General features: G+C 45.8%; 19 protein-coding genes. 9 read left to right on the top strand and 10 right to left on the bottom strand.

Going from position 1 to position 20137, the window contains the following annotated elements; all coding sequences use genetic code 11:
- Positions 1–16: 16 nt before the first annotated feature.
- The gene (locus B3S86_RS07270; RefSeq protein WP_023468535.1) at positions 17–730 is read right to left on the bottom strand and encodes a YebC/PmpR family DNA-binding transcriptional regulator; all 714 of its coding nucleotides are present in this window, start codon (positions 728–730) and stop codon (positions 17–19) included.
- A gap of 194 nt (positions 731–924) precedes the next feature.
- On the opposite strand from B3S86_RS07270, the gene B3S86_RS07265 reads away from it, so the two are divergent.
- A complete protein-coding gene (locus B3S86_RS07265) occupies positions 925–2697 on the top strand; it encodes a glycoside hydrolase family 13 protein (protein ID WP_290750991.1) in 1773 nt (590 codons plus the stop codon).
- A 55-nt stretch (positions 2698–2752) separates the two neighbouring features.
- Here B3S86_RS07265 and B3S86_RS07260 read toward each other — a convergent pair whose 3' ends face one another.
- From B3S86_RS07260 to B3S86_RS07235, 6 genes are all read right to left on the bottom strand, one after another.
- Complete coding sequence (locus B3S86_RS07260; RefSeq protein WP_290750988.1) at positions 2753–3955, bottom strand: DUF1015 domain-containing protein; 1203 nt, start codon at positions 3953–3955, stop codon at positions 2753–2755.
- A 14-nt stretch (positions 3956–3969) separates the two neighbouring features.
- A complete protein-coding gene (locus B3S86_RS07255) occupies positions 3970–5127 on the bottom strand; it encodes a phosphoglycerate dehydrogenase (RefSeq protein WP_290750985.1) in 1158 nt (385 codons plus the stop codon).
- On the bottom strand, positions 5128–6192 hold the full coding sequence (gene serC / locus B3S86_RS07250) for a 3-phosphoserine/phosphohydroxythreonine transaminase (RefSeq protein WP_290750982.1): 1065 nt from the start codon (positions 6190–6192) through the stop codon (positions 5128–5130).
- Between the two features lie 124 nt (positions 6193–6316).
- On the bottom strand, positions 6317–6682 hold the full coding sequence (locus B3S86_RS07245; protein WP_290750979.1) for a nuclear transport factor 2 family protein: 366 nt from the start codon (positions 6680–6682) through the stop codon (positions 6317–6319).
- Between the two features lie 82 nt (positions 6683–6764).
- On the bottom strand, positions 6765–6965 hold the full coding sequence (locus tag B3S86_RS07240; RefSeq protein ID WP_023468529.1) for a cold-shock protein: 201 nt from the start codon (positions 6963–6965) through the stop codon (positions 6765–6767).
- Between the two features lie 247 nt (positions 6966–7212).
- Positions 7213–7470, bottom strand: a complete 258-nt coding sequence (locus B3S86_RS07235) for a hypothetical protein (RefSeq protein WP_035407462.1) — start codon at positions 7468–7470, stop codon at positions 7213–7215.
- A gap of 141 nt (positions 7471–7611) precedes the next feature.
- Here B3S86_RS07235 and B3S86_RS07230 point away from each other — a divergent pair, with 141 nt between their 5' ends.
- The 5 genes from B3S86_RS07230 (at position 7612) to egtD (ending at position 12062) form a co-directional block, all read left to right on the top strand.
- On the top strand, positions 7612–8169 hold the full coding sequence (locus B3S86_RS07230) for a GNAT family N-acetyltransferase (protein WP_290750975.1): 558 nt from the start codon (positions 7612–7614) through the stop codon (positions 8167–8169).
- A complete protein-coding gene (locus tag B3S86_RS07225) occupies positions 8156–8476 on the top strand; it encodes an NUDIX domain-containing protein (protein WP_290750972.1) in 321 nt (106 codons plus the stop codon). Before B3S86_RS07230 ends, B3S86_RS07225 begins: the two co-directional genes overlap by 14 nt.
- Before the next feature lie 240 nt (positions 8477–8716).
- A complete protein-coding gene (gene guaC / locus B3S86_RS07220; protein ID WP_035407471.1) occupies positions 8717–9700 on the top strand; it encodes a GMP reductase in 984 nt (327 codons plus the stop codon).
- A gap of 125 nt (positions 9701–9825) precedes the next feature.
- Complete coding sequence (gene egtB, locus B3S86_RS07215; RefSeq protein WP_290750968.1) at positions 9826–11106, top strand: ergothioneine biosynthesis protein EgtB; 1281 nt, start codon at positions 9826–9828, stop codon at positions 11104–11106.
- Positions 11106–12062, top strand: a complete 957-nt coding sequence (egtD, locus tag B3S86_RS07210) for an L-histidine N(alpha)-methyltransferase (protein ID WP_056061879.1) — start codon at positions 11106–11108, stop codon at positions 12060–12062. The genes egtB and egtD overlap by 1 nt, the downstream gene beginning before the upstream one ends.
- A gap of 84 nt (positions 12063–12146) precedes the next feature.
- On the opposite strand, the gene B3S86_RS07205 is transcribed toward egtD, so the two are convergent.
- Together B3S86_RS07205 and B3S86_RS07200 are read right to left on the bottom strand one after the other, a co-directional pair.
- The gene (locus B3S86_RS07205) at positions 12147–12470 is read right to left on the bottom strand and encodes a hypothetical protein (RefSeq protein WP_056061877.1); all 324 of its coding nucleotides are present in this window, start codon (positions 12468–12470) and stop codon (positions 12147–12149) included.
- A gap of 39 nt (positions 12471–12509) precedes the next feature.
- Positions 12510–13628 (bottom strand): NAD(P)/FAD-dependent oxidoreductase, encoded by a 1119-nt coding sequence (locus B3S86_RS07200; RefSeq protein ID WP_035407485.1) that lies wholly within the window; start codon positions 13626–13628, stop codon positions 12510–12512.
- A gap of 284 nt (positions 13629–13912) precedes the next feature.
- Between B3S86_RS07200 and B3S86_RS07195 the strand changes: the two genes are divergently transcribed.
- The 3 genes from B3S86_RS07195 (at position 13913) to B3S86_RS07185 (ending at position 16428) form a co-directional block, all read left to right on the top strand.
- Entirely contained in the window at positions 13913–14461 is a 549-nt protein-coding gene (locus tag B3S86_RS07195; RefSeq protein WP_035407488.1) for a hypothetical protein, read from the top strand.
- A 95-nt stretch (positions 14462–14556) separates the two neighbouring features.
- Positions 14557–15507, top strand: coding sequence for a magnesium/cobalt transporter CorA (corA, locus tag B3S86_RS07190; RefSeq protein ID WP_290750961.1), 951 nt, complete (start codon positions 14557–14559; stop codon positions 15505–15507).
- 12 nt (positions 15508–15519) lie between these two features.
- On the top strand, positions 15520–16428 hold the full coding sequence (locus B3S86_RS07185; protein WP_290750958.1) for a LysR family transcriptional regulator: 909 nt from the start codon (positions 15520–15522) through the stop codon (positions 16426–16428).
- A gap of 60 nt (positions 16429–16488) precedes the next feature.
- Here B3S86_RS07185 and B3S86_RS07180 read toward each other — a convergent pair whose 3' ends face one another.
- Complete coding sequence (locus B3S86_RS07180; RefSeq protein WP_290750955.1) at positions 16489–20076, bottom strand: dynamin family protein; 3588 nt, start codon at positions 20074–20076, stop codon at positions 16489–16491.
- Positions 20077–20137 lie beyond the last annotated feature (61 nt).

Raw genomic sequence — 20137 nt, 5'->3', positions numbered from 1 at the left:
CCTCTTGTCTTTTTGATTATAACTCTACGTTATGGTACACCTGTTGCACATCTTCAAGATCTTCAAGTGCATCAATCATCTTCTCGAATTGTGCGACATCATCCTCGGACAAAGCCACTTCGTTTTGTGCAAGCATAACGAGTTCAGCAAGGGAGAACTCGGTAATCCCTGCAGCTTTTAACGCTTCTTGCACAGCATGGAATTGTTCTGGCTCAGCGTAGATGATGACAGATTCGTCTTCTTCGAGGATGTCGCGCACATCAATATCCGCTTCCATCATCAATTCGAGCACGTCATCCGCAGTTTTACCTTCGAAGGCAAAGATTGCCGTCGCATCAAACATATAAGCGACGGATCCGCTCACACCCATGTTTCCGCCATTTTTTCCGAATGCAGCACGCACATCAGAAGCCGTCCGGTTAACATTGTTCGTCAACGTTTCGACGATGACCATTGAACCGCTTGGACCAAATCCTTCATAACGAAGTACATCATAGTTCTCTTCCGCTCCACCTTTTGCTTTTTCAATCGCCCGATCAACAATGGCACGGGGCACGTTGTATGTCTTCGCTCGTTCGAGAACGACCTTTAATGCTTGGTTTGATTCTGGATCGGGCTCACCTTGTTTAGCCGCTACATAAATCTCACGACCGAACTTTGCGTAGATCCGACTCGTATTTTTGTCTTTTGATGCCTTTTTTTCCTTGATGTTGTTCCATTTACGACCCATTGCGTATCCACTCTCTTTCCGTAATGTCAGAAATCTGTGATTTCCTATGCGTTATCAGTATACCTTAAACTACCTGATAGACTGAACTAAAATGTCGGTCGAACAGTTGAATTTCTACCAAATGCGTTTAAGCAATGCGGAAGAAAGGAACTTTACCGATAGAGAAATATCAATTTAAGGGAGAGTGACAGTATTTGAACCAGGCTGGAGTAGTTCATCGCGCATTATCACCATTCGTTTATGCCTATGATCAAGAGACCGTTCATGTTCGACTGATGACGGCTAAAGACGATATTGAAAAAGTCGAATTGATATATGGTGATCCGTATGAATGGGAAGCGGAAAAAGAAGAAGACCGAGATTGGAATTTTGATCCGGATAAAGAAAAATACTGGAAAGTGCAACGGAAGTCGATGCAATACAATGGAAGTGACGCGACGTATGACTATTGGTTCATTGCAATCCGTCCAGAACGGAAGCGGGTAAGGTATGGGTTCGAGGTTCATGGCGAAACGACAGCCACTTTGACTGAACGTGGTTGGTATGACGAAGCGCCACTCGATCATCCTGGCTATTATTTTTCTGTTCCATATGTTCATGCGACGGACGTCTTTGATACGCCGGATTGGGTGAAAGATACGGTCTGGTATCAAATTTTCCCAGAACGATTCGCAAATGGCGATCCCACGAACGATCCAGCGGGAGCGAAGGAGTGGGGAAGTGAAGCACCAGCTTTTCAGAATTTCTTCGGTGGAGATTTTCAAGGGGTCATCGATCACGTCGATCATTTACAACGTCTCGGCGTCACGGGTGTCTACTTCTGCCCAGTCTTTGAGGCACCATCGAATCATAAATACGATACGCTTGATTACTTGAAGCTTGATCCTGCCTTTGGTGACGAGAAAACGTTCCGCAAGATGATTGATGTGCTACATGAGAACGGTATCCGTGTATTACTCGATGCCGTCTTTAATCATATTAGTGAAGAGCACCCCGCATTTCAAGATGTCTTAGAAAAGGGACAAGACTCAAAATACGCCAACTGGTTTACGATCGATTCCTTCCCGGTCGATCCATCAATCCCGAACTATGAAGTGTTTGCATTTGAACGGAACATGCCGAAGTTGAATACTGCCCATCCGGACGTCAAAGACTATTTGCTTCATGTCGGACGTCATTGGGTTGAGGAATTCGGAATCGACGGCTGGCGTCTGGATGTTGCAAGTGAAGTCGATCATGCGTTTTGGCGTGACTTTCGAAAGGAAGTCCGGGCTGCAAACGGAACGTGTTATATCGTCGGCGAATGTTGGACGGATTCACAACCGTGGCTCCTCGGCGATCAGTTCGATGCCGTCATGAATTACGGTTTGACAGAGAGCTTTTTGACTTGTTTTGCGACGGGCGAGACGAGCGTTCGTGATTTCTCACATGCAGTCATCCGGAATTTAAACTGGCATTCTCAAAATGTCAACGAGGTCATGTTCAATTTGATTGACTCGCATGATACGCCGCGTGCTCTAACGCGTGCGAAAGGGAATATCGATCGAATGAAGTTACTCTTCACTACACTGTTGACGTTTCCGGGTTCACCCGTCATCTATTATGGCGATGAGATCGGAATGACTGGGGGGCAAGACCCGGCAAACCGTGCATGCATGGAATGGGATGAGACGAAGCAGAACCGTGATTTGTTCGATCACGCTGCACAGTTGATCGCCCTTCGAAAACAGCATCCGGTTTTAGCAAATGCCGGAACGTATCATTTCCAAAGGATCGATGATACAAAACAGACATTTGTCGTTGAGCGACGTCAGGGCGAACAGGTTTACTTGCTCGTTGTCAACGTAAGTGAAGAGGCACAATCTCTTTCGCTTGAGGGAACGTATGAAAGTCTGTTAGACGCAACGACGTTGTCGGGAACTATTCAAGTAGAAGCTGTGTCGGCTCTTCTTTTGCGACACGTATAAGAAAAAGCAAGTCGTGGATATCGAATCCGCGACTTGCTTTTTTAGTGCGTGTGCATTATGAATCAAACGGATGGATCAGTAAACCGCTCCGGAGTTTCGGTTCGAACCAAGTCGACTTCGGTGGCATTACTTCTCCTGCATCAGCCACAGCCATTAAATCTTCGATCGAAGTCGGATTCAAGTGAAAAGCGACAGCGGCATGTCCGGAATCCACGATTTGCTCAAGGCCGGCATACCCCTTATGACCACCGACGAACTGGATACGTGCGTCCGTCCGTGGATCTTCGATACCAAGTAACGGTGTCAACAACTCTTCTTGTAAAATCGAGACGTCGAGATTCGCTTTCGTCCCTGTTCGTTCAGAATCGTAGGAAAGGGTATACCATTGCCGGTTGAGATACATCTCGATTTGGTGACGTTTTGTTTGTTCGGCACGTCCTTTGGCGATTGTGAAGCGATGGGCTAGACGTTCGAGAAAATCAACGACGGACTGACCGTACAGATCTTCGACGACCCGATGATAGCCGAGGATTCGTAATTGTTCCTGCGGAAAGGATACACCAAGGAAGCGTTGGGCTTCTTCCTGATCCGTCCGACTAGCAGCGACGGCTGCCGCCGCAGCACGATGGTGACCATCAGCGATATAGAGGGCGTCGTGGCGCGCGAACTGGCTTCCGATCGTCAACAGATGATGGCGATCGATGACTTTAAAAATTCGGTGTGTGATCCCATCGACAGTAAAGTCGTATAGAGAATCACCTGCAGTAATCGTCGAGACGATTTCTTGAAGCTGGGCATCCGTTTGATGGGCAAGTAAAATCGGTCCCGTATGAGCATTTAGATGTTCGACATGTCGGACACGATCGCGCTCTTTGTCCGGACGCGTGAACTCATGTTTACGAATTTGATTCGTTTCATAATCGCTAACGGAAACACACCCGACGAAACCGGATTGGATATGTGTCCCGTCAGACAGTTGATAAATGTAATACGTCTCGTCCGTGTCGAGCTGTAAGATGCCGTTTGTTTGACTCTCTTCGAAGGCAAGAGCTGCTTGCTGATAAACGCGTGGATCATCTTCAGCGATTAATGACGGAAGCGTGGCTTCTGCTTTATCGATCCGTAAAAAAGACAGCGGATGACGACGAATCTCAGATCGTGCTTCTTCGCGAGAATAAACATCATAGGGCAAAGCAGCAAAGTCTGCTGCATATTTTGAATCCGGACGTAACGCTGCAAAAGGTTCGAACGTTGGCATGGGGATCACTCCTTTTAGAGTAGACGTGTTTTCAAGACGCCAGGAATCTGATTCAGTCGGTCGAGCGAAATCAATTCGTCTGCATGGTTATCGATATCGATGATCGTATAGGCAACGGCATCTTTACTACCGTTGATCATATTCGCGATATTGATCGACTCTTGCGCTAACACGGAGGCGATTTGACCGACCATGTTCGGAATGTTGTGGTGAGCAATCGTAATCCGTCGTTTTCCGGTGAACGGTAACTCGACGGCTGGAAAATTGACAGCATTGCGGATGTTTCCTGTCTCAAGGAAAAGACGCAGTTGATCGACCGCCATGATGGCACAGTTTTCCTCCGCTTCACTCGTTGATGCCCCGATATGTGGCAAAGCGATGACCCGTGGAAGGGACAAGATGAAGGCATTCGGGAAATCCGTCACATAATTAGCCAGACGACCAGACCGGAGTACATCGGCTAACGCTTGTTCATCGACGAGTTCGCCACGCGAGAAGTTAAGCAAAGTCGCGCCGTGCTTCATCTTCGACAAGAGTGATGCATCGAGTAAACCTGTCGTTGCGTCAACGAGCGGAAGATGCAAGGTGATGTAGTCGCTTGTCGCGAGCAGATCTTCGAGCTGTGTTGCCCGCTGAATTTGATTTGAGACACGCCAAGCGGACTCAACGGACATATGTGGATCATAGCCTGTAACGGTCATGCCAAGCTCATGGAGAGTGTTGGCTAAGTTCGCGCCGATTGCTCCAAGTCCTACGATCCCGATTCGTTTCCCGAGCAACTCCGTTCCGACAAATTGTTTTTTGTTCGCTTCAATCCGCTCCGGAATATCCGGTCCGCGTAAGTTGTTCGTCCAAAGTAGACTAGGGACGAGCTTTCGCGCCGTTAGGAATAAACTGCCGATGACTAGTTCCTTGACGGCATTTGCATTAGCGCCTGGTGTCGAAAAGACGGGAATCCCGCGGTTCGCAAGTTGATCGAGTGGAATCGTATTGACGCCGACGCCAGCTCGGGCTACGGCTTTAAGACTGTCCGGAAAGCGCATATCATGTAAATCCTTGCTGCGGACGAGAAAGGCATCTGGTTGTTCTGTTTCTCGCTGAACGTGATAGTCGTCTGTGAATCGTTTTAATCCTTTATCCGATAGATCATTCCATAGTTGGACTTGATACATTTAACGTTCCCCCTGTTCAAAACGGTGCATGATATGAATTAGTGCTTCGACCCCTTCAGTCGGCATGGCGTTATAGAGACTCGCGCGCATTCCACCAATCGAACGATGACCGGCAAGATTGATTAGATCGTGACGCGCAGCGAAGGTCAAGAAAGCAGCGTCTTCCGTCTCACTTCCGGTCGAAAATGGAATGTTCATCCGGCTTCGATCCTTGATGGCTACATGATTATAAAAAAGAGTGGATTGATCAATTGCTTCATATAACATACGTGCTTGTGAGACGTTTCTTGCCTCAATCGTCTCGAGTCCCGTCTCTTCAATCCAATCGAGTACTAATTTCGTCATGTAAAGACTGAATGTCGGCGGCGTGTTATACAGAGACCGCTGTTTGGCATGGACGTCATACCGTAAGTAGGCACCAATCGTGTCAGGAACACGATTTAGCAACTCATTCTTCAGAATGACGACCGTTAAACCGGCGACGCCAAGGTTTTTTTGAGCACCGGCGTACAACACATCAAATGCCTCGATTGGCAAAGATTCAGACAAAATGGAAGAAGAAACGTCGACGACGAGTGGCGCATCGACGTGAGGCGGTGTTTGATACGTCGTTCCTTCAAGCGTGTTGTTCCAAGTGATGTGCAAATAGTCGGCTGATGACGTGAACGGACCTTCTGGGATGAAACGATAACCGTGATCAGCAGAAGAGGCGAGCACATTGACCGTGGCGTACAGTTTAGCATCTGCAATCGCCTTCGTTGACCAGCCGCCGGTATCGATGAAATCAATCCGTCTGGTCTTCGTCGCTAGATTTTGAGGTAACATCGCGAACTGAAGTGTAGCTCCCCCTTGAAGAAACAAGACGGAGTACGTATCAGGAATCGACATGAGCCTTCGCAATGATTGTTCGGCTGCATCTCGAATCGATTCGAAGATTGGCGAACGATGACTCATTTCAAGAACCGATTGTCCTGAATTTTCATAATTAAGTAGCTCAGATTGAGCCTTCATTAAGACCGGGGCAGGAAGGACTGCAGGACCGGCAGAAAAGTTATAAACCGTCATGAGATACACTCCTTCTTGAATTTTCAGAAAATATGTACCACTTCAGTGTAACGGAATGAAAAATGAGAAGCAATTCTAACTAACGATGAATGGAAAATGAAAACAAAAACATCTCTTGAATCCGTCACGACGGATCAAGAGATGTTAATTGACCAAAGTGCCATTTCCAACCATCTGACGTAGCACGATAGATTGAGACGATCCGGAAACGTCCTACATATTGAGTTGCCCCGTATTCAAAACGATCTTCTATTAAACTATACTGAATCGCTGTATCTTCAAAGTGATCGATGTATGAAAAATCATCGGTCCGGGATAACCAGCGGATATTCGCAGGGTCAACGTAATGATCAAGATACGTTTCGGCGTCGAACGATCGCCCTAACGCATCGATGAACATGAATTCGGGAGATAATAGATGTGAGACTTGTGATGAATCTCCTTTTAGCATAGCATCTTTAAGATGTTGCACGGTTTGTTCGAGTGTCATGTTACATCTCCTTTCTTCTTGAATCGCCAGTGTAGCATATTTAAACAAAAAAAGACCCTGCCGGAGCAGGGTCTAAAAGAAATTAAAGTTTTACAACGTTAGTTGCTTGTGGTCCGCGTTGACCTTCTTCAACTTCGAAAGAAACCTCTTGACCTTCGTCAAGTGATTTGAAACCTTCAGATTGGATTGCTGAGAAGTGTACGAATACGTCGTCTCCGCTTTCGCGCTCGATGAAGCCGAATCCTTTTTCTGCGTTAAACCATTTTACTTTACCTTGTTCCATGTGTATTGCCTCCTGCGTGTGACTGGCACACTGATTATTACTACCGTGATCAATTTCATCGAATATAAAGTGAAACACTTCGTATCTCCACCGAACAACAATAATTACTTAATAATATAGCATGCCCGTATCGAAAAAGAAAGGACAAAACAAAAAAAGAACAAAGTAAGCTGTTCTTCTCTAAATACATCATTGATTTAAAGGGTTCATTTTATCTGTGTCGAAAGAGTATAACTGATTCTTTCAATTAAGTCGGAATATGTTCTCTTTTACTACTGAGTTGTCGTAATGTATGCAAAATGAATCCTTGGAAGTTCGGGTAACGTGTCGGTTGTTCCCAAACAGTGCGAAATAACTCGGTCATTGCAGAATGAATAAGTGCTTCATCAACCTGTGTACGACGAAATAAAAGAAAGAGTGTTTTTTCGTAACGATCGTATAATCGTTCGAGCGCGACAGAATCACGCCGTTTGATTTGATTGAGCAAATCAGTGTCTGAATACATAGGTCACTCCTTCTTCGACAGTTTTCTTTATATCATGCTGTCACTGTAATGTAATGAACTATTATGTAGATTCCCGCTGGATGAATTATGAAACACGCAAACTTCTTGAACTAAAGATAATAATTTAAAGGAGGGAAAATGATGTTACCTATATATATTCGTCCGTATGTCTTAGATGATGCGGCAGTTATTCTTGAGATGAACTTACGAAATCGTGAACACTTCGAATACTGGATGCCAGTTAAGCCGTTACCCGAACAGTACACGTTAGAGGGGCAGCGGGAACGAATTTTTCGTCATCAAGAGTTGATGAAACAAGATGCGTATTATGCTTACGGTGTTTATTTAACGGAGAATGATCAATTGATTGGCGATGTCTCAGCGATGTTCATCCAGCGTGGACCAGCCGAGACGTGCATGATCGGCTATCAGTTAGATGAAGCTTATGGCGGAAAAGGATTTATGGCTCAAGCAGTCGGATTGTTCGTAGACCATCTATTTGATGTCCATCAGTTCCACCGGATTCGTGCTGAGGTCATGCCGGCGAACGTCGGATCGATTCGTGTTCTTGAAAAAGTCGGATTTCGTAAAGAAGGAATCGCGAAACAAAATCTCTTCATCAATGATGCCTGGGAAGATTTTATTTTGTTTGCTCTATTAAAAGAAGACCGGGAGGAGTCAGGTCATGCCAATCTCTGATTATTATGCCAATCTACGGCGACATGTCGGAACACAATGTCTGTTTACACCATGCGTCGCAGCAGTCATTCGCGAAGTCTATGAAGAAACGGGTCTATTCGTTCGACCCGTCCGACTAATCGCGACATTTGGTGGGGAATCGTTTCGACTTACGTATCCTGACGGAAACGAGGTCGAGTATGTAGCAACGATGTTCGAATGTGAGGTAGTCAGTGGGAAGCTCGAGGCCATTGATGGGGAATCTAAGCAACTGGCTTATTTTCCAAAAAATGAGCGTCCGCCACTTGCCTTGCCTTATCCTGATTAAGTGTTTGAGAAATCGGAGGCATCGAGTTATTTCGATTGGGAAGAGCAGTGGTTGACTGATTTACAACAACAATATTGTTAAAATCCGAACATTATTTTTTTGTTAACTAAAAAAGTTCATGAAAAACCTTAAAAACACGAAAATTTCTTTGACACTATGATAACAGTTCGTTATAGTAGTCAAGGGGCGAATGATTATCGCCGATATATAAAAAAATATTCGTAATTAGAGGTGTTATTCATGGATGTAGTATTCGATTATGAAGATATTCAATTAATTCCAGCAAAATCAATCGTTGGTAGTCGTTCGGAATGTGATACGTCAGTCGAGTTCGGCGGTCGTCGTTTCAAGCTTCCGGTCGTACCCGCAAACATGCAAACGATCATTGATGAATCGATTGCTTTGTTCTTAGCTGAAGGCGATTATTTCTATATCATGCATCGATTCGAACCGGCACGTCGCCTAGCGTTCGTTCGTATGATGCAAGAGCGTCAACTGTTCGCTTCGATTAGCGTCGGTGTCAAGGAAGAAGAATATCAGCTGATCGAACAGCTCGCGACAGAGGGGCTAACTCCTGAATACATCACAATTGATATCGCACACGGTCATTCGGAAGCAGTCATTCAGATGATTCGTCACATCAAGTCGCTTTTGCCAACAAGTTTCGTTATTGCTGGAAATGTCGGTACACCGGAAGCGGTACGCGAACTTGAGAACGCAGGAGCAGACGCAACAAAAGTCGGGATCGGACCAGGTAAAGTGTGTATCACGAAGATTAAAACAGGGTTCGGTACAGGTGGTTGGCAACTCGCAGCACTTCGTTGGTGTGCGAAGGCAGCAAGCAAACCGATTATCGCCGATGGTGGTATTCGGACGCATGGGGATATCGCGAAGTCGGTTCGGTTCGGTGCTTCGATGGTCATGATCGGTTCACTTTTCGCAGGGCATGAAGAATCGCCTGGTGAGACACATGAAGTGGACGGGGTGCTCGTCAAGGAATATTTCGGTTCTGCTTCTGAGTTCCAAAAAGGCGAACGCAAGAATGTTGAAGGGAAAAAGATGTTCGTCGAGCATAAAGGAAGTCTAGCAGATACATTGATTGAAATGGAGCAAGATTTGCAATCAGCGATCTCATACGCTGGTGGAAATAAATTGAAGGCGATTCGGACGGTCGACTACGTTGTCGTCAAAAACTCGATCTTCAACGGTGATAAAGTATTTTAAGTATGATGAATCCGCTCTTAACAGAGCGGACTTTTTTTTGTTTCCTTAGCATAACTCTTCCATAGGAGGGGTATAAGTCAAATGGACCAAAAAATTCGGAATATTTTGGATAGGGAGTGATTGACATGCTATTTGAAACGACATCGTACTTAATTGAAAAATTCGCAACCGTTCGCAACCAAACGATCGCCTTAATCGAACCGCTCGAAGCAGAGGATTTCATCATTCAAGCTAGTTCAGACGTGAGTCCGCCAAAATGGCACATTGCCCATACGACTTGGTTTTTTGAACGGATGATACTACAGGAATATAGTGAAAACTATCAAGTCTTCCATCCGAAATACAATTATTTGTTTAACTCGTACTACAATTCAATCGGACCTTATCAACCTCGTCAACAACGGGGAATGTTGTCACGTCCGACCGTCGAGGACATCATCGCTTACAGGGCATATGTCGATGGACAAATGATCGAGTTCTTGAAAGAAGAACGGACTCCAGAAGATCAACGAAAAATCGAAGCATTGGTCGAGATGGGACTACAACATGAACAACAACATCAGGAATTGATTTTGATGGACGTGAAGTATAACTTTTTCACGAATCCGTTATTACCTGCCTATCAGTCAAAGTCGTTAGAACCGGACGTGCCTGAAAATGCACTCATGGAAACATCCTTTATTCCATTTGAGGAAGGACTCGTCGAGATTGGTCATACAGGAGACGGTTTTGCGTTTGATAACGAGAGTCCGCGCCATAAAACGTGGCTGCATCCGTTTGAATTAGCGACACGTCCTGTCACGAACGGGGAGTATTTGGCATTTATTGAAGCAGATGGCTATGAAAAGTCAGAGTATTGGTTATCTGATGGCTTTGCGACGGTTCAAAAAGAAGGCTGGAAAGCGCCATTATATTGGATGAAGGATGACGCGGGAGAATGGACGATCTTTACGATGAATGGCGTCGAACCATTACGGCTCGACGAACCAGTCTGTCACGTTAGCTTTTATGAGGCGGATGCTTACAGCCGTTTTAAAGGGAAGCGTTTGCCGACAGAAGCGGAATGGGAATGGGCTTCTCGTCAAGTCGATTCCGTTACGAAGCGCAACATGATGGGAAACGGTACGTTTCATCCAGTCGTAGTCAAAGAGTCAGAGACGACACTTGCGAGCATGTTCGGTAACGTCTGGGAATGGACATCAAGTCCTTATAGTTCGTACCCAGGCAGTAAACCACTCGAGGGAGCACTTGGAGAGTACAATGCGAAGTTCATGTGTAATCAAATGGTACTCCGTGGAGGAGCGTGCGTAACGCCTGACGATCATATTCGCGAGACGTACCGAAACTTCTTCCCACCCGATAAACGCTGGTTATTTGGCGGCTTCCGATTGGCGGGTGACATGTGATGCGCGAGACGGTCATTGGCTACGACTTATATACTCCGCAACAAAACATGCGTTTAGAAGTCATCGAAGGTCTGATGCGCGAACAAAAAGTCTTACCGGCGAAATATTTTTATGATCATATCGGCTCCCAGTTGTTCGAGCAGATCACGCAACAACCGGAATATTATCCGACACGAACGGAACTTGCTATCTTGGAGCAACACCGAGCGGAAATCGCTCAGAGTATTGGGGATGTGCATACACTGATCGAATATGGAAGCGGAAGCAGTCGTAAAATCCAGATGTTGCTTGAGACGTTTACGCACTTGGATACGTACATGCCGATCGACATCTCAAAAGACTTTTTGATGGAATCTGCTCGTCAATTATCGGAGCGGTATCCTGCATTGCATATTAAAGCTGTTTGTGGTGATTATTCACAAGCCATTTCCTTACCGGTAGAGGAGTCTCAAAAACGGGTCATCTTTTTCCCGGGTTCGACGATCGGGAACTTTGAACCGGAGGAAGCGATGCATTTTTTACGTCATTCATCGCGGATCCTTGAAAGTGGAGATGGATTCTTGATCGGCGTTGATCTAAAAAAATCGACCGATGTCCTTGAACGTGCTTATAACGATGCAGCCGGTGTCACGGCAGCATTCAATTTGAACATGTTGACGCACTTGAACCAGATGCTCGATGGAACGTTTGATGTGACCCGATTTAAACATCATGCTTTTTATAATGAAGAAAAAGGACGAATCGAAATGCATCTTCGGAGTCAACTTGATCAATTAGTACAAGTCGGAGACGTGACGGTTCCGTTTAAACAGGGGGAGACGGTTCATACGGAGAACTCTTATAAATACAGTAAAGAAGAGTTTGAGACACTCGCTCGTCAAAGTGGTTTTCATCCGGTCAATTGCTGGATTGATGATGACAAACGATTTAGCGTGCATTATTTAGAAAAAATGTAACGGCGTCATAACTAAAAAACACTCCTACACGTAAGCTTCCGTTAAAAGCATGACTGGGGAGTGTTTTTCATAGATTAAAGTGTCTTATTCGATCCGTGCACCTTCCGGAATCGGATGTTCCGGCACGACGAGAATCGGCATCCATTGCTCTGAACGCCCAATCTCAAGTACTCGTCCGGACTCTTCTGGCGTACGACCAGGTACGTTGAGTACAGCAATCGCTTGTTTTCCAAGCAGCTCGTGGACATCAGGTCGTAGTGAATCCCAAGCGAGTGAAAAAGAACGTGTAAATCCGTCGAATTGTAGCTCAAGCTGAATTGAGCCATCCGTGCGATTCGAAATCGACTGGATCGTACCGACACGAATATCTAAAGCATCAAATAATTCAAGTGAAACTACTGGTTTCATGGACAATGACGTACTTCCTTTCAAAAAGCATAAAGTGAATTAGGAGTCGAAAGAGACGTATGTCGGCTCATAGGTCTGCCATTCGATATCAAGCGTTTGATGATTCGCAAGCTTCGCTAATTGGCTACCGAGATAAGGTCCAATCGTCAAACCGGATGCGCCGAGTCCGTTTGCTAAGAACACGTTTGGATGATTTTGAAGCGGTCCGATTACTGGTAACGAGTTTTTTGTATAGGGACGTAAGCCGATACGGAGTTCATCAATTGTCGTTTCCTCGAGACTTGGTAAGACAGGTAAAGCACGATTCAATAAAGCATGCATTCCTTTGACGGTCGGCTTTAAGTTGTAATCGGTCTGTTTCTCATGTGTCGAACCGACGATCAGTTTCTTTTCGTGGATCGAAACCAGGTACAATCCGCGTTGTCCCATGACGACAGGCCACGTCGTTGATGTAGAATCCGTCAAGTCGAGTTGTAGGATTTGTCCCTTCTCTGGGTGCAAATCGATTTTAAGGTCAAGCGGCCGAAGAAGGTCATTCAACCAAACGCCTGCCGTTAAAATGAAGTGGTCTGCCGAGTACTGTTCGTTTTCCATGGTTATACCGGTGACGACTCCTTTGTCTACGACAAGAGAAGCATCTCCTTCTAGTACAGTCGCACCGTGTTCGACAGCCCCACGGATCATAGCGGCACATAAGGCACGTCCATCAACACGTGCACCGCCAGAGACGAATAAGGCATCTTCGATCTGTTCAACGAGCGGAAACAGCGTTTTGACACGTTCTTGATCGAGTCGTTCGATCCGTTCGATGGCAGGGGCTTCTGGAAAGCGGTTTTGCGCAATCGTCTCCATCTTATCGATTTTTGATGTTTCGTGTAAGGCAATCGCTCCAACTTGCTGATAACCTGTGCTCGTCTCGCCGAGTGCTTCGAGTTCAGGAATCAATGTCTTGTAAAAATGAGCACCGTTATTCGCTAATTTGTACCATGCCTTATTTCGTCGTTGTGTCATCCATGGACAGATGATGCCGGCTGCCGCATGGGAGGCGCGACCGGGTTCCTTCCGATCGACGAGTAAGACGCGTTCACCAGCCTTTGATAAATGATAAGCTGTCGAGGCACCAAGAATTCCGGCACCGACAATGATATGGGTGTACATGAAAAGTTCAACTCGATTCTATTCAATTGGAATATCTTATATTGTAGCAGTAGAAGATCCGGGCGACTAGCAAGAGTGAGAATCGGATCGGTAGCACATCGAATAATGGGAAATGATGGGGAAAGTGAACTTTTTCGAAACCAATCACGTATACTAAATATACAGTTTCTATAAACTGTGAATTAGATGATTAGAAACAGTTGAATTTGGAAACATACCCTTATAGGCATCATGTCCTGTCATCATTGACTTTGAAACGGTCCATCATGAAGGAGGGGAAGGCAATGAATATGAGTCAAGCCATCGTACGCAAACGCTACACGGATCATACTTTATTTTATTCCGCCATCCTAATCTGGAAATTGCTATTCTTCCTGCCACTGCTCATGTTCGTCAACAGTGGCACGGACCATGTGTTTCAAATGTATTTCGTACCGTATCTAACGGTCATCTTGTTGTTTCGCGTGATGACCTACTTCGCGACCTATAAAGCATCTTTTATGGAGATGACGGAAATGGGTCTCTCGCTATCTTTACTCATCGCAGATGTATATTTGATTGCTTTGTTCGATATTCCACTTCCATTTGCCTTGATTATTCTGTCACTCGCTTTACTCCACTTCAGTGCAGCGTTTAGTCGTTTTCGGTGGTTCCGTCGTCGTCTCTGGTTGAATCGGCATCTTGAGATCCTCAATTATTTGACGGATCACGGTGAAGTTCCGATTAAAATCGCCGTCATGGCAGAAGATGAAATGCTTGTAACGACGAAAAGCGGTAAAGAATTTACGTATCGTCAAGTATATTGGAGCGGTTTTTATATTGAACATGGTTAATCGTTCATAAGAAAAAGGATTCCCTTTCTGGAATCCTTTTTTGTTGCATTTGAAAAAATATAGTACGCTTAAATAATAAAAGGGGGGAGAGGAACTTGATTCGTTGTATATTGATCGATGCGAACGATACGATCATTTTGACAGATGATATATTTCGGATACAAGAGTCGGGTATTAAACGCTATTTCGTTGATTTTAATCAACCGACAGATACAGAAAAGCAAAAATTGATCGATGCCTTTGATTTTCATCCGCTGGCGATTGAAGACTGTTTTCATTATTTACAACGTCCGAAGCTCGAGTATTATGCGGATCATAGTTTTTTTGTCCTTCATGCACTTGATGAAAGAACGTTGATGAGTCGTGAAATCAATTTGTTCGCAAGTGATCGGCATCTTGTTAGCTACCATGAGCAATCCTCGCCGGAAATTGACGTCGTGTTTGAACAATACAGTCATTGCCTACACACACAAGAAACGGTCGATCTCGTACATAAAATCATGGATAAGATCGTCGACGGTTATTTTCCGATCGTCCATGCGACAGAAGATGAATTGTTTGCGCTTGAGGAACGCTATCGATCACGCGGAAACGATCGTCGGTTGATGGAAGAAATTTTCGAACTAAGAGCGCAGTTACTTCGAATCTCACGGACGGTCATGCCGATGCGGGACTTATTGTATCGGGTCGTTGAATCGAAGCGGTTATCGATTCATCCGAAGAAGCAAGCATTCTTTCGCGATTTGTATGATCATTTACTAAAGTTATCCGAAATGATTGAATACAACCGATTGATGACATCTGAGTTTCGGGATAACTTCATTTCCCTCAACTCGTACCGGATGAATAGCATCATGAAGACGTTAACGATCTTTACGACGATTTTCATGCCGTTGACGTTCATCGCTGGTATATATGGCATGAACTTTGAACATATGCCAGAACTGACCACCCGGTATGGTTATTTCGTGACGTTAGGGGCAATGGGACTTCTTGCTTTAGGGATGATTCTGTTCTTCAAAAAAAATCGTTGGTTTGATGAATAAGGAGAGATGTAAGTGGATATTCGACAGTTACTTTTTTTTACGACAATTGTCGAGCAAGGCTATAACTTAACGCGTGCTTCGAAACACTTGTCGATTTCGCAACCAGCGCTTAGTCAGATGATTCGCGACTTCGAACAGCTGGAGCAAGTGGAACTATTCATTCGAAAGCACGGACGGTTGACAGGGTTATCGGAAACGGGACGTCAATTGTATGAAGATGCGAAGATCGTTCTGACACGTCATCAAGCATTGATGGGGCATCTGCGCGAACGCTCAAACGTCGTCCGAGGGAAAGTCCGTCTCGGAATCCCGCCTGTCATTCTCCCTGTGTTATTTTCACAGTTAATCCCGAAGTTCATGGCGGAACATCCTGGGATTGAACTTGAAATCATCGAAGAAGGGGCGTTTGAACTCAAACGTCGACTGCTACTTGAAGAACTCGATTTGGCCATTTTGATCGAACCAGGTGAATCCTATGGCATTGAACGTTTTCGATTGATTGAAGATGAAGTCGTCGTTGCCGTTCGCCCAAATCATCCGTTTCAAGCAAAAGAAGCTATATCTTATAGTGATATCGGAAATGAACCACTCGTCATCTTAAATGATCGATTCATGTTACATCATCAAATACTATCGGAGTTTCGCAAAGTGCAGCAAGAACCGAATATCTTCTTCATGTCTGGTGCATGGGACTTGTTGATCGGGATGGTTCAAGAACTCGACGTCATCTCGATCCTACCGGAACCGATTCTGCGGTTTCATCATGCGGATGACATTAAAATCATCCCGTTCGAGCCGCCGATGTTATGGGATGTCTCGTTGAACCGACTTGTCGGGACAGAATTACGCCCAGTCGTCCGGCACGTCCATCAATACATCGTCCACTATTTTCAATCGTTCTGGCCAACGCCTGTGCGGTGAAGAAAATACAAAAGACCGGAACGCGTCGCGCTCCGGTCTTTTGTATGGATTGATCATGTTTCATGACGTGACGTGCTGCGTCAGATTGCGAATTTTTGCGGCAGCTTGTTTATAAGGTGTCAGTGTCTCTTGTGCCTGTAACGTCGCACGTTCACTCTCGAGTTGTTCGAGTGCTTGGCGTAACAGGTGCTCTGAAAGGGATGTTAAAGAGACATCTAGATGTGCCGTCGCGACTGTCAGCAAACGCTCTTCTTGAGCAGTAGTGTATGCGAGTGCTTCTTGTTTAGTTAACGTCGCCAGTTCTTCCTTCAGTTGTTCTTTCTCATTCTTCTCAAAGAAGGCTTTCGCATTCCGGAAGTGGCGTTTGACACCAATATAAGGGGTTGCATCCTCGAAGGGTCCGTCGAACGTCATTTCGTTCAACCGAGAGACCGTGACAGGCGCCAGCTGGAAAGATTCGTTCCATTGCTCGAGCAACTGTTGCTCCTCTTGCTGACGACGGACTAAGGCCGCTTCGAGCCATTGGTCGATGCGGAAATGCGTGACCCGGAGCTCCTGCTCAAAGTCGAACCGTAGGAATGTCAACAGTTCCGTCAAGGCCTCCTGTAGTGCTACTCCTTTACTCGTCTGAGCAAAACGAACGGGATTATAGGCTTCTTTGAAGAAGTCAGGGAAACGGTAATAAATGCGTTGTACGACATGGTGCAACAGTTCATGAATCTCTGCTTTGAGTGCAGGTTCGATCAAAGTAGCACGATTGTCCTCGAAACGATCCGTGACCTGCTGTTCTAAAGTAGACAGTTCAGCCAGCCGTTCTTCTTTTCGCAGGAGGTTTGCTTCAGTCGCAACGATGAACCGTTCGAGGCGCTCGACGGTCTTTTCCGTCTGCTCAGACAACGATACTTTAGCAAGACCGGTTAAGTCCTCCGCTAGGAATTGATGAAATGCTTCCTCGAACTCGGGTAAACCGGAAATTGAATCCGTTCGCTCTTGCTGCTTTTCGGCGAGTCCTTGTAAGCTCGAGACTCCATACAGTCGGGGCGACCGAATCCCGAAGCGTTGCAGTTCCGTAGCGACATAGTTCAAGACATCTTGACGTTCGCTTTCTGAAGCAGCGAGATCAATCGCATTGACGAGGAAGAACATCTTATCGAGTTCGAATGCATCTTTGACACGACCGAGTTGAATCAAGAATTCACGGTCAGCGCGAGCAAAGGCATGATTGAAGTACGTGACGAACAAGATTGCATCCGCATTTTTGATGTAATCGAAGGCGACATCGGTATGACGGGCATTGATTGAATCCGCTCCTGGTGTATCAACGAGTGTCACGCCTAGACGAGTTAAGGGACTATCATAATAGAAATCGATGACATCGACGAAACAGCTTCGTTCTTCCTGTGCGACATATTGTTTAAAAGCTTCTTGATCGACCGTCTGGACGGTACCGATGAATGATTGAACGGTTGGGAATCCTGTCAAGAAAGCACGCAAGAACGGATCCGTTAGCGATGCGGCACATGGTAAGAGCATATCGTATGCCTGTTTCGTTGACTCGAACGTCATCGTTGCGACCATCGCTTCATTTAAGTCTTCAAGCATCGCTGCTTCCGACTTGAATGTGACTTCTGCCACGCCGTGCGAGTGTGTAGTGTCAACGGGATGAATCCGGTTGATGGACGCGGTCGTTGGGTTCGGAGAGACGGGTAGTACCTTCTCTCCGAGCAAAGCATTGCAAAACGATGATTTTCCGGCACTGAAGGCACCGAATAAGGCAATCGTGAACGATTGGTGTGTCAGTCGATCCAATTTGTCATTTAAATAAGCGACGGCTTCTTCAAAGCCCTGTAGACCATTCAGCTGCTGACGGATTTGAGCAACATCTTCTGGTGTAAACCGGACGGATTGTTGCTCACTGATTGTCTTCGCGAGCTCAAACGCAGTTGTTTCTGTCACCGATTCATACCCGGTAAAGGAAACGATTGTCGCTTCTTGCTGAATCAATTGCTCTTCCCAGACTGAAACTTGTGTCCGAGCCTGTTCGAGCTGTTGGTCAGATGGATTGGCAACGCCATGCTCATATCGCTCGAGTGCTACGGTAGCCTGTTGCCATGCTTGAACGTTGTCCCATTTATGCTGTAATGACGTTTGTTGTTGCAATAGCTCAGCTTGTTCTTTCGGGAAAGTTGATGTCAACTCTAGTCGAACATGCTCCCGCCACACATTCGTTTCCTTGACGAACCAAGCTTGTGTCTGTTCGGCGACACGATTCGTGAACTGGAGCACCGATTCACCCGTGATCGTAATGCCAGTCGGCAGGGCACTCTCGAGTACGGAAAGCGGCGGGTCGAGTGAAAGCTGATCGATCGCGACGATATGCATATCCTGCAGGAGACCAAGGTCGCGTAACGATTGTTTCATCAAGTTACGTAAATGGAGCGAAATCTCGGAAGCGGTCACCGTCTGATAGGCACGCAACACATCTTGTGCAATCTCTGCTTGAGCCGCTTCCGTTTTTTTTGTACTTCGGAACAATCCGACCTTGAAGTCGCGTTGGCGTGACTCGAGGAAACGGCGCATCTTCTCGCGTAATTCGAACGGCATCAATGTCGCATTTTTCAATAGTTGATCTCGATGCAACGAAAACGTCTGTACCCAGCGGTCCGGCTGACGTGCTTCTAATTGTTGCGAAACGTGGGCTAATTCGGTTTCGATCGTCTCTGGATCACGTCGTTCAGCGTCATTCAATTGTTCAGCCATCGTCTCGTGGGCTTCTGAGACGAGACGTGTGAGATAACGTGTATGCTCTTGATGAAGACTTTCAAGCGTTAAAGCGGCAGAAGCCAACAACTTCGGTTGAGCATCACGAATGCTTTGTTTGACGAGCTGTTCAACTTCCATGAAATCGTTATACGGATGATCTGGTTTCCGCAGGCTTGTAAAGAAGATCCCTTTCGGCGCGACACCATGTTCAGCGAAAGATGCATGGACCGAGCGGCGGAAGGCGTCGAATGATAGTTCATCTTCACGATGTTTATCGATTTGATTGACGATTAAATATAGTTCCGGTACGGCAGCTTGTAATTCATTCGTCACCATGAAGTTCAATTCAGATTGAACATGATTGTAGTCCATGACGTAAAACAAGATGTCAGCCAAGTGAAGGGCGGATTCCGTTGATACACGGTGGGCATCATCGACCGAGTCGACGCCTGGTGTATCCATCAAGACGAGACCAGGAGGCAGATCGGACGCAGCATGCGTCAAATCGATTTGACGGACATCACCACTCTTCCCAAGTGTTTTAAGATGCTCCTCTTGCTCTGTTGCTGTTAGACGAACAGAAGGCTGTTCATGAAAGTGAACGATCGCTGAATCAGTGTCCCCTTGTTGAAGTGTCACGATGTTCGCACTCGTCGGAATCGGACTTGTCGGTAAGACCGATTCACCCGTCAAGGCGTTGATCATGCTTGACTTTCCAGCCGAGAAATGACCAGCGAAAGCAATCGTGAACTCTCGTTTCAATAGTTTCATAGCGAATTTATCTAGTTTATCTAAACGGAGTTGATCCGTTGAAGGTTGAATCAACGTGGCGAGTGAAGCTGTCGCTTCGAGTTGGTTCGATAATCGTTCCTCAAATGAGCGCATGCAATGAAACCCCTTTCTTTCAGTCATCGTTCAGTGTATCACGATTTTTTTAGTTTCGTCA

This window comes from Exiguobacterium sp. UBA3968 (assembly GCF_002385115.1).
Lineage (GTDB): Bacteria > Bacillota > Bacilli > Exiguobacteriales > Exiguobacteriaceae > Exiguobacterium_A.
This window is presented reverse-complemented; position numbering and strand designations above follow the sequence as displayed.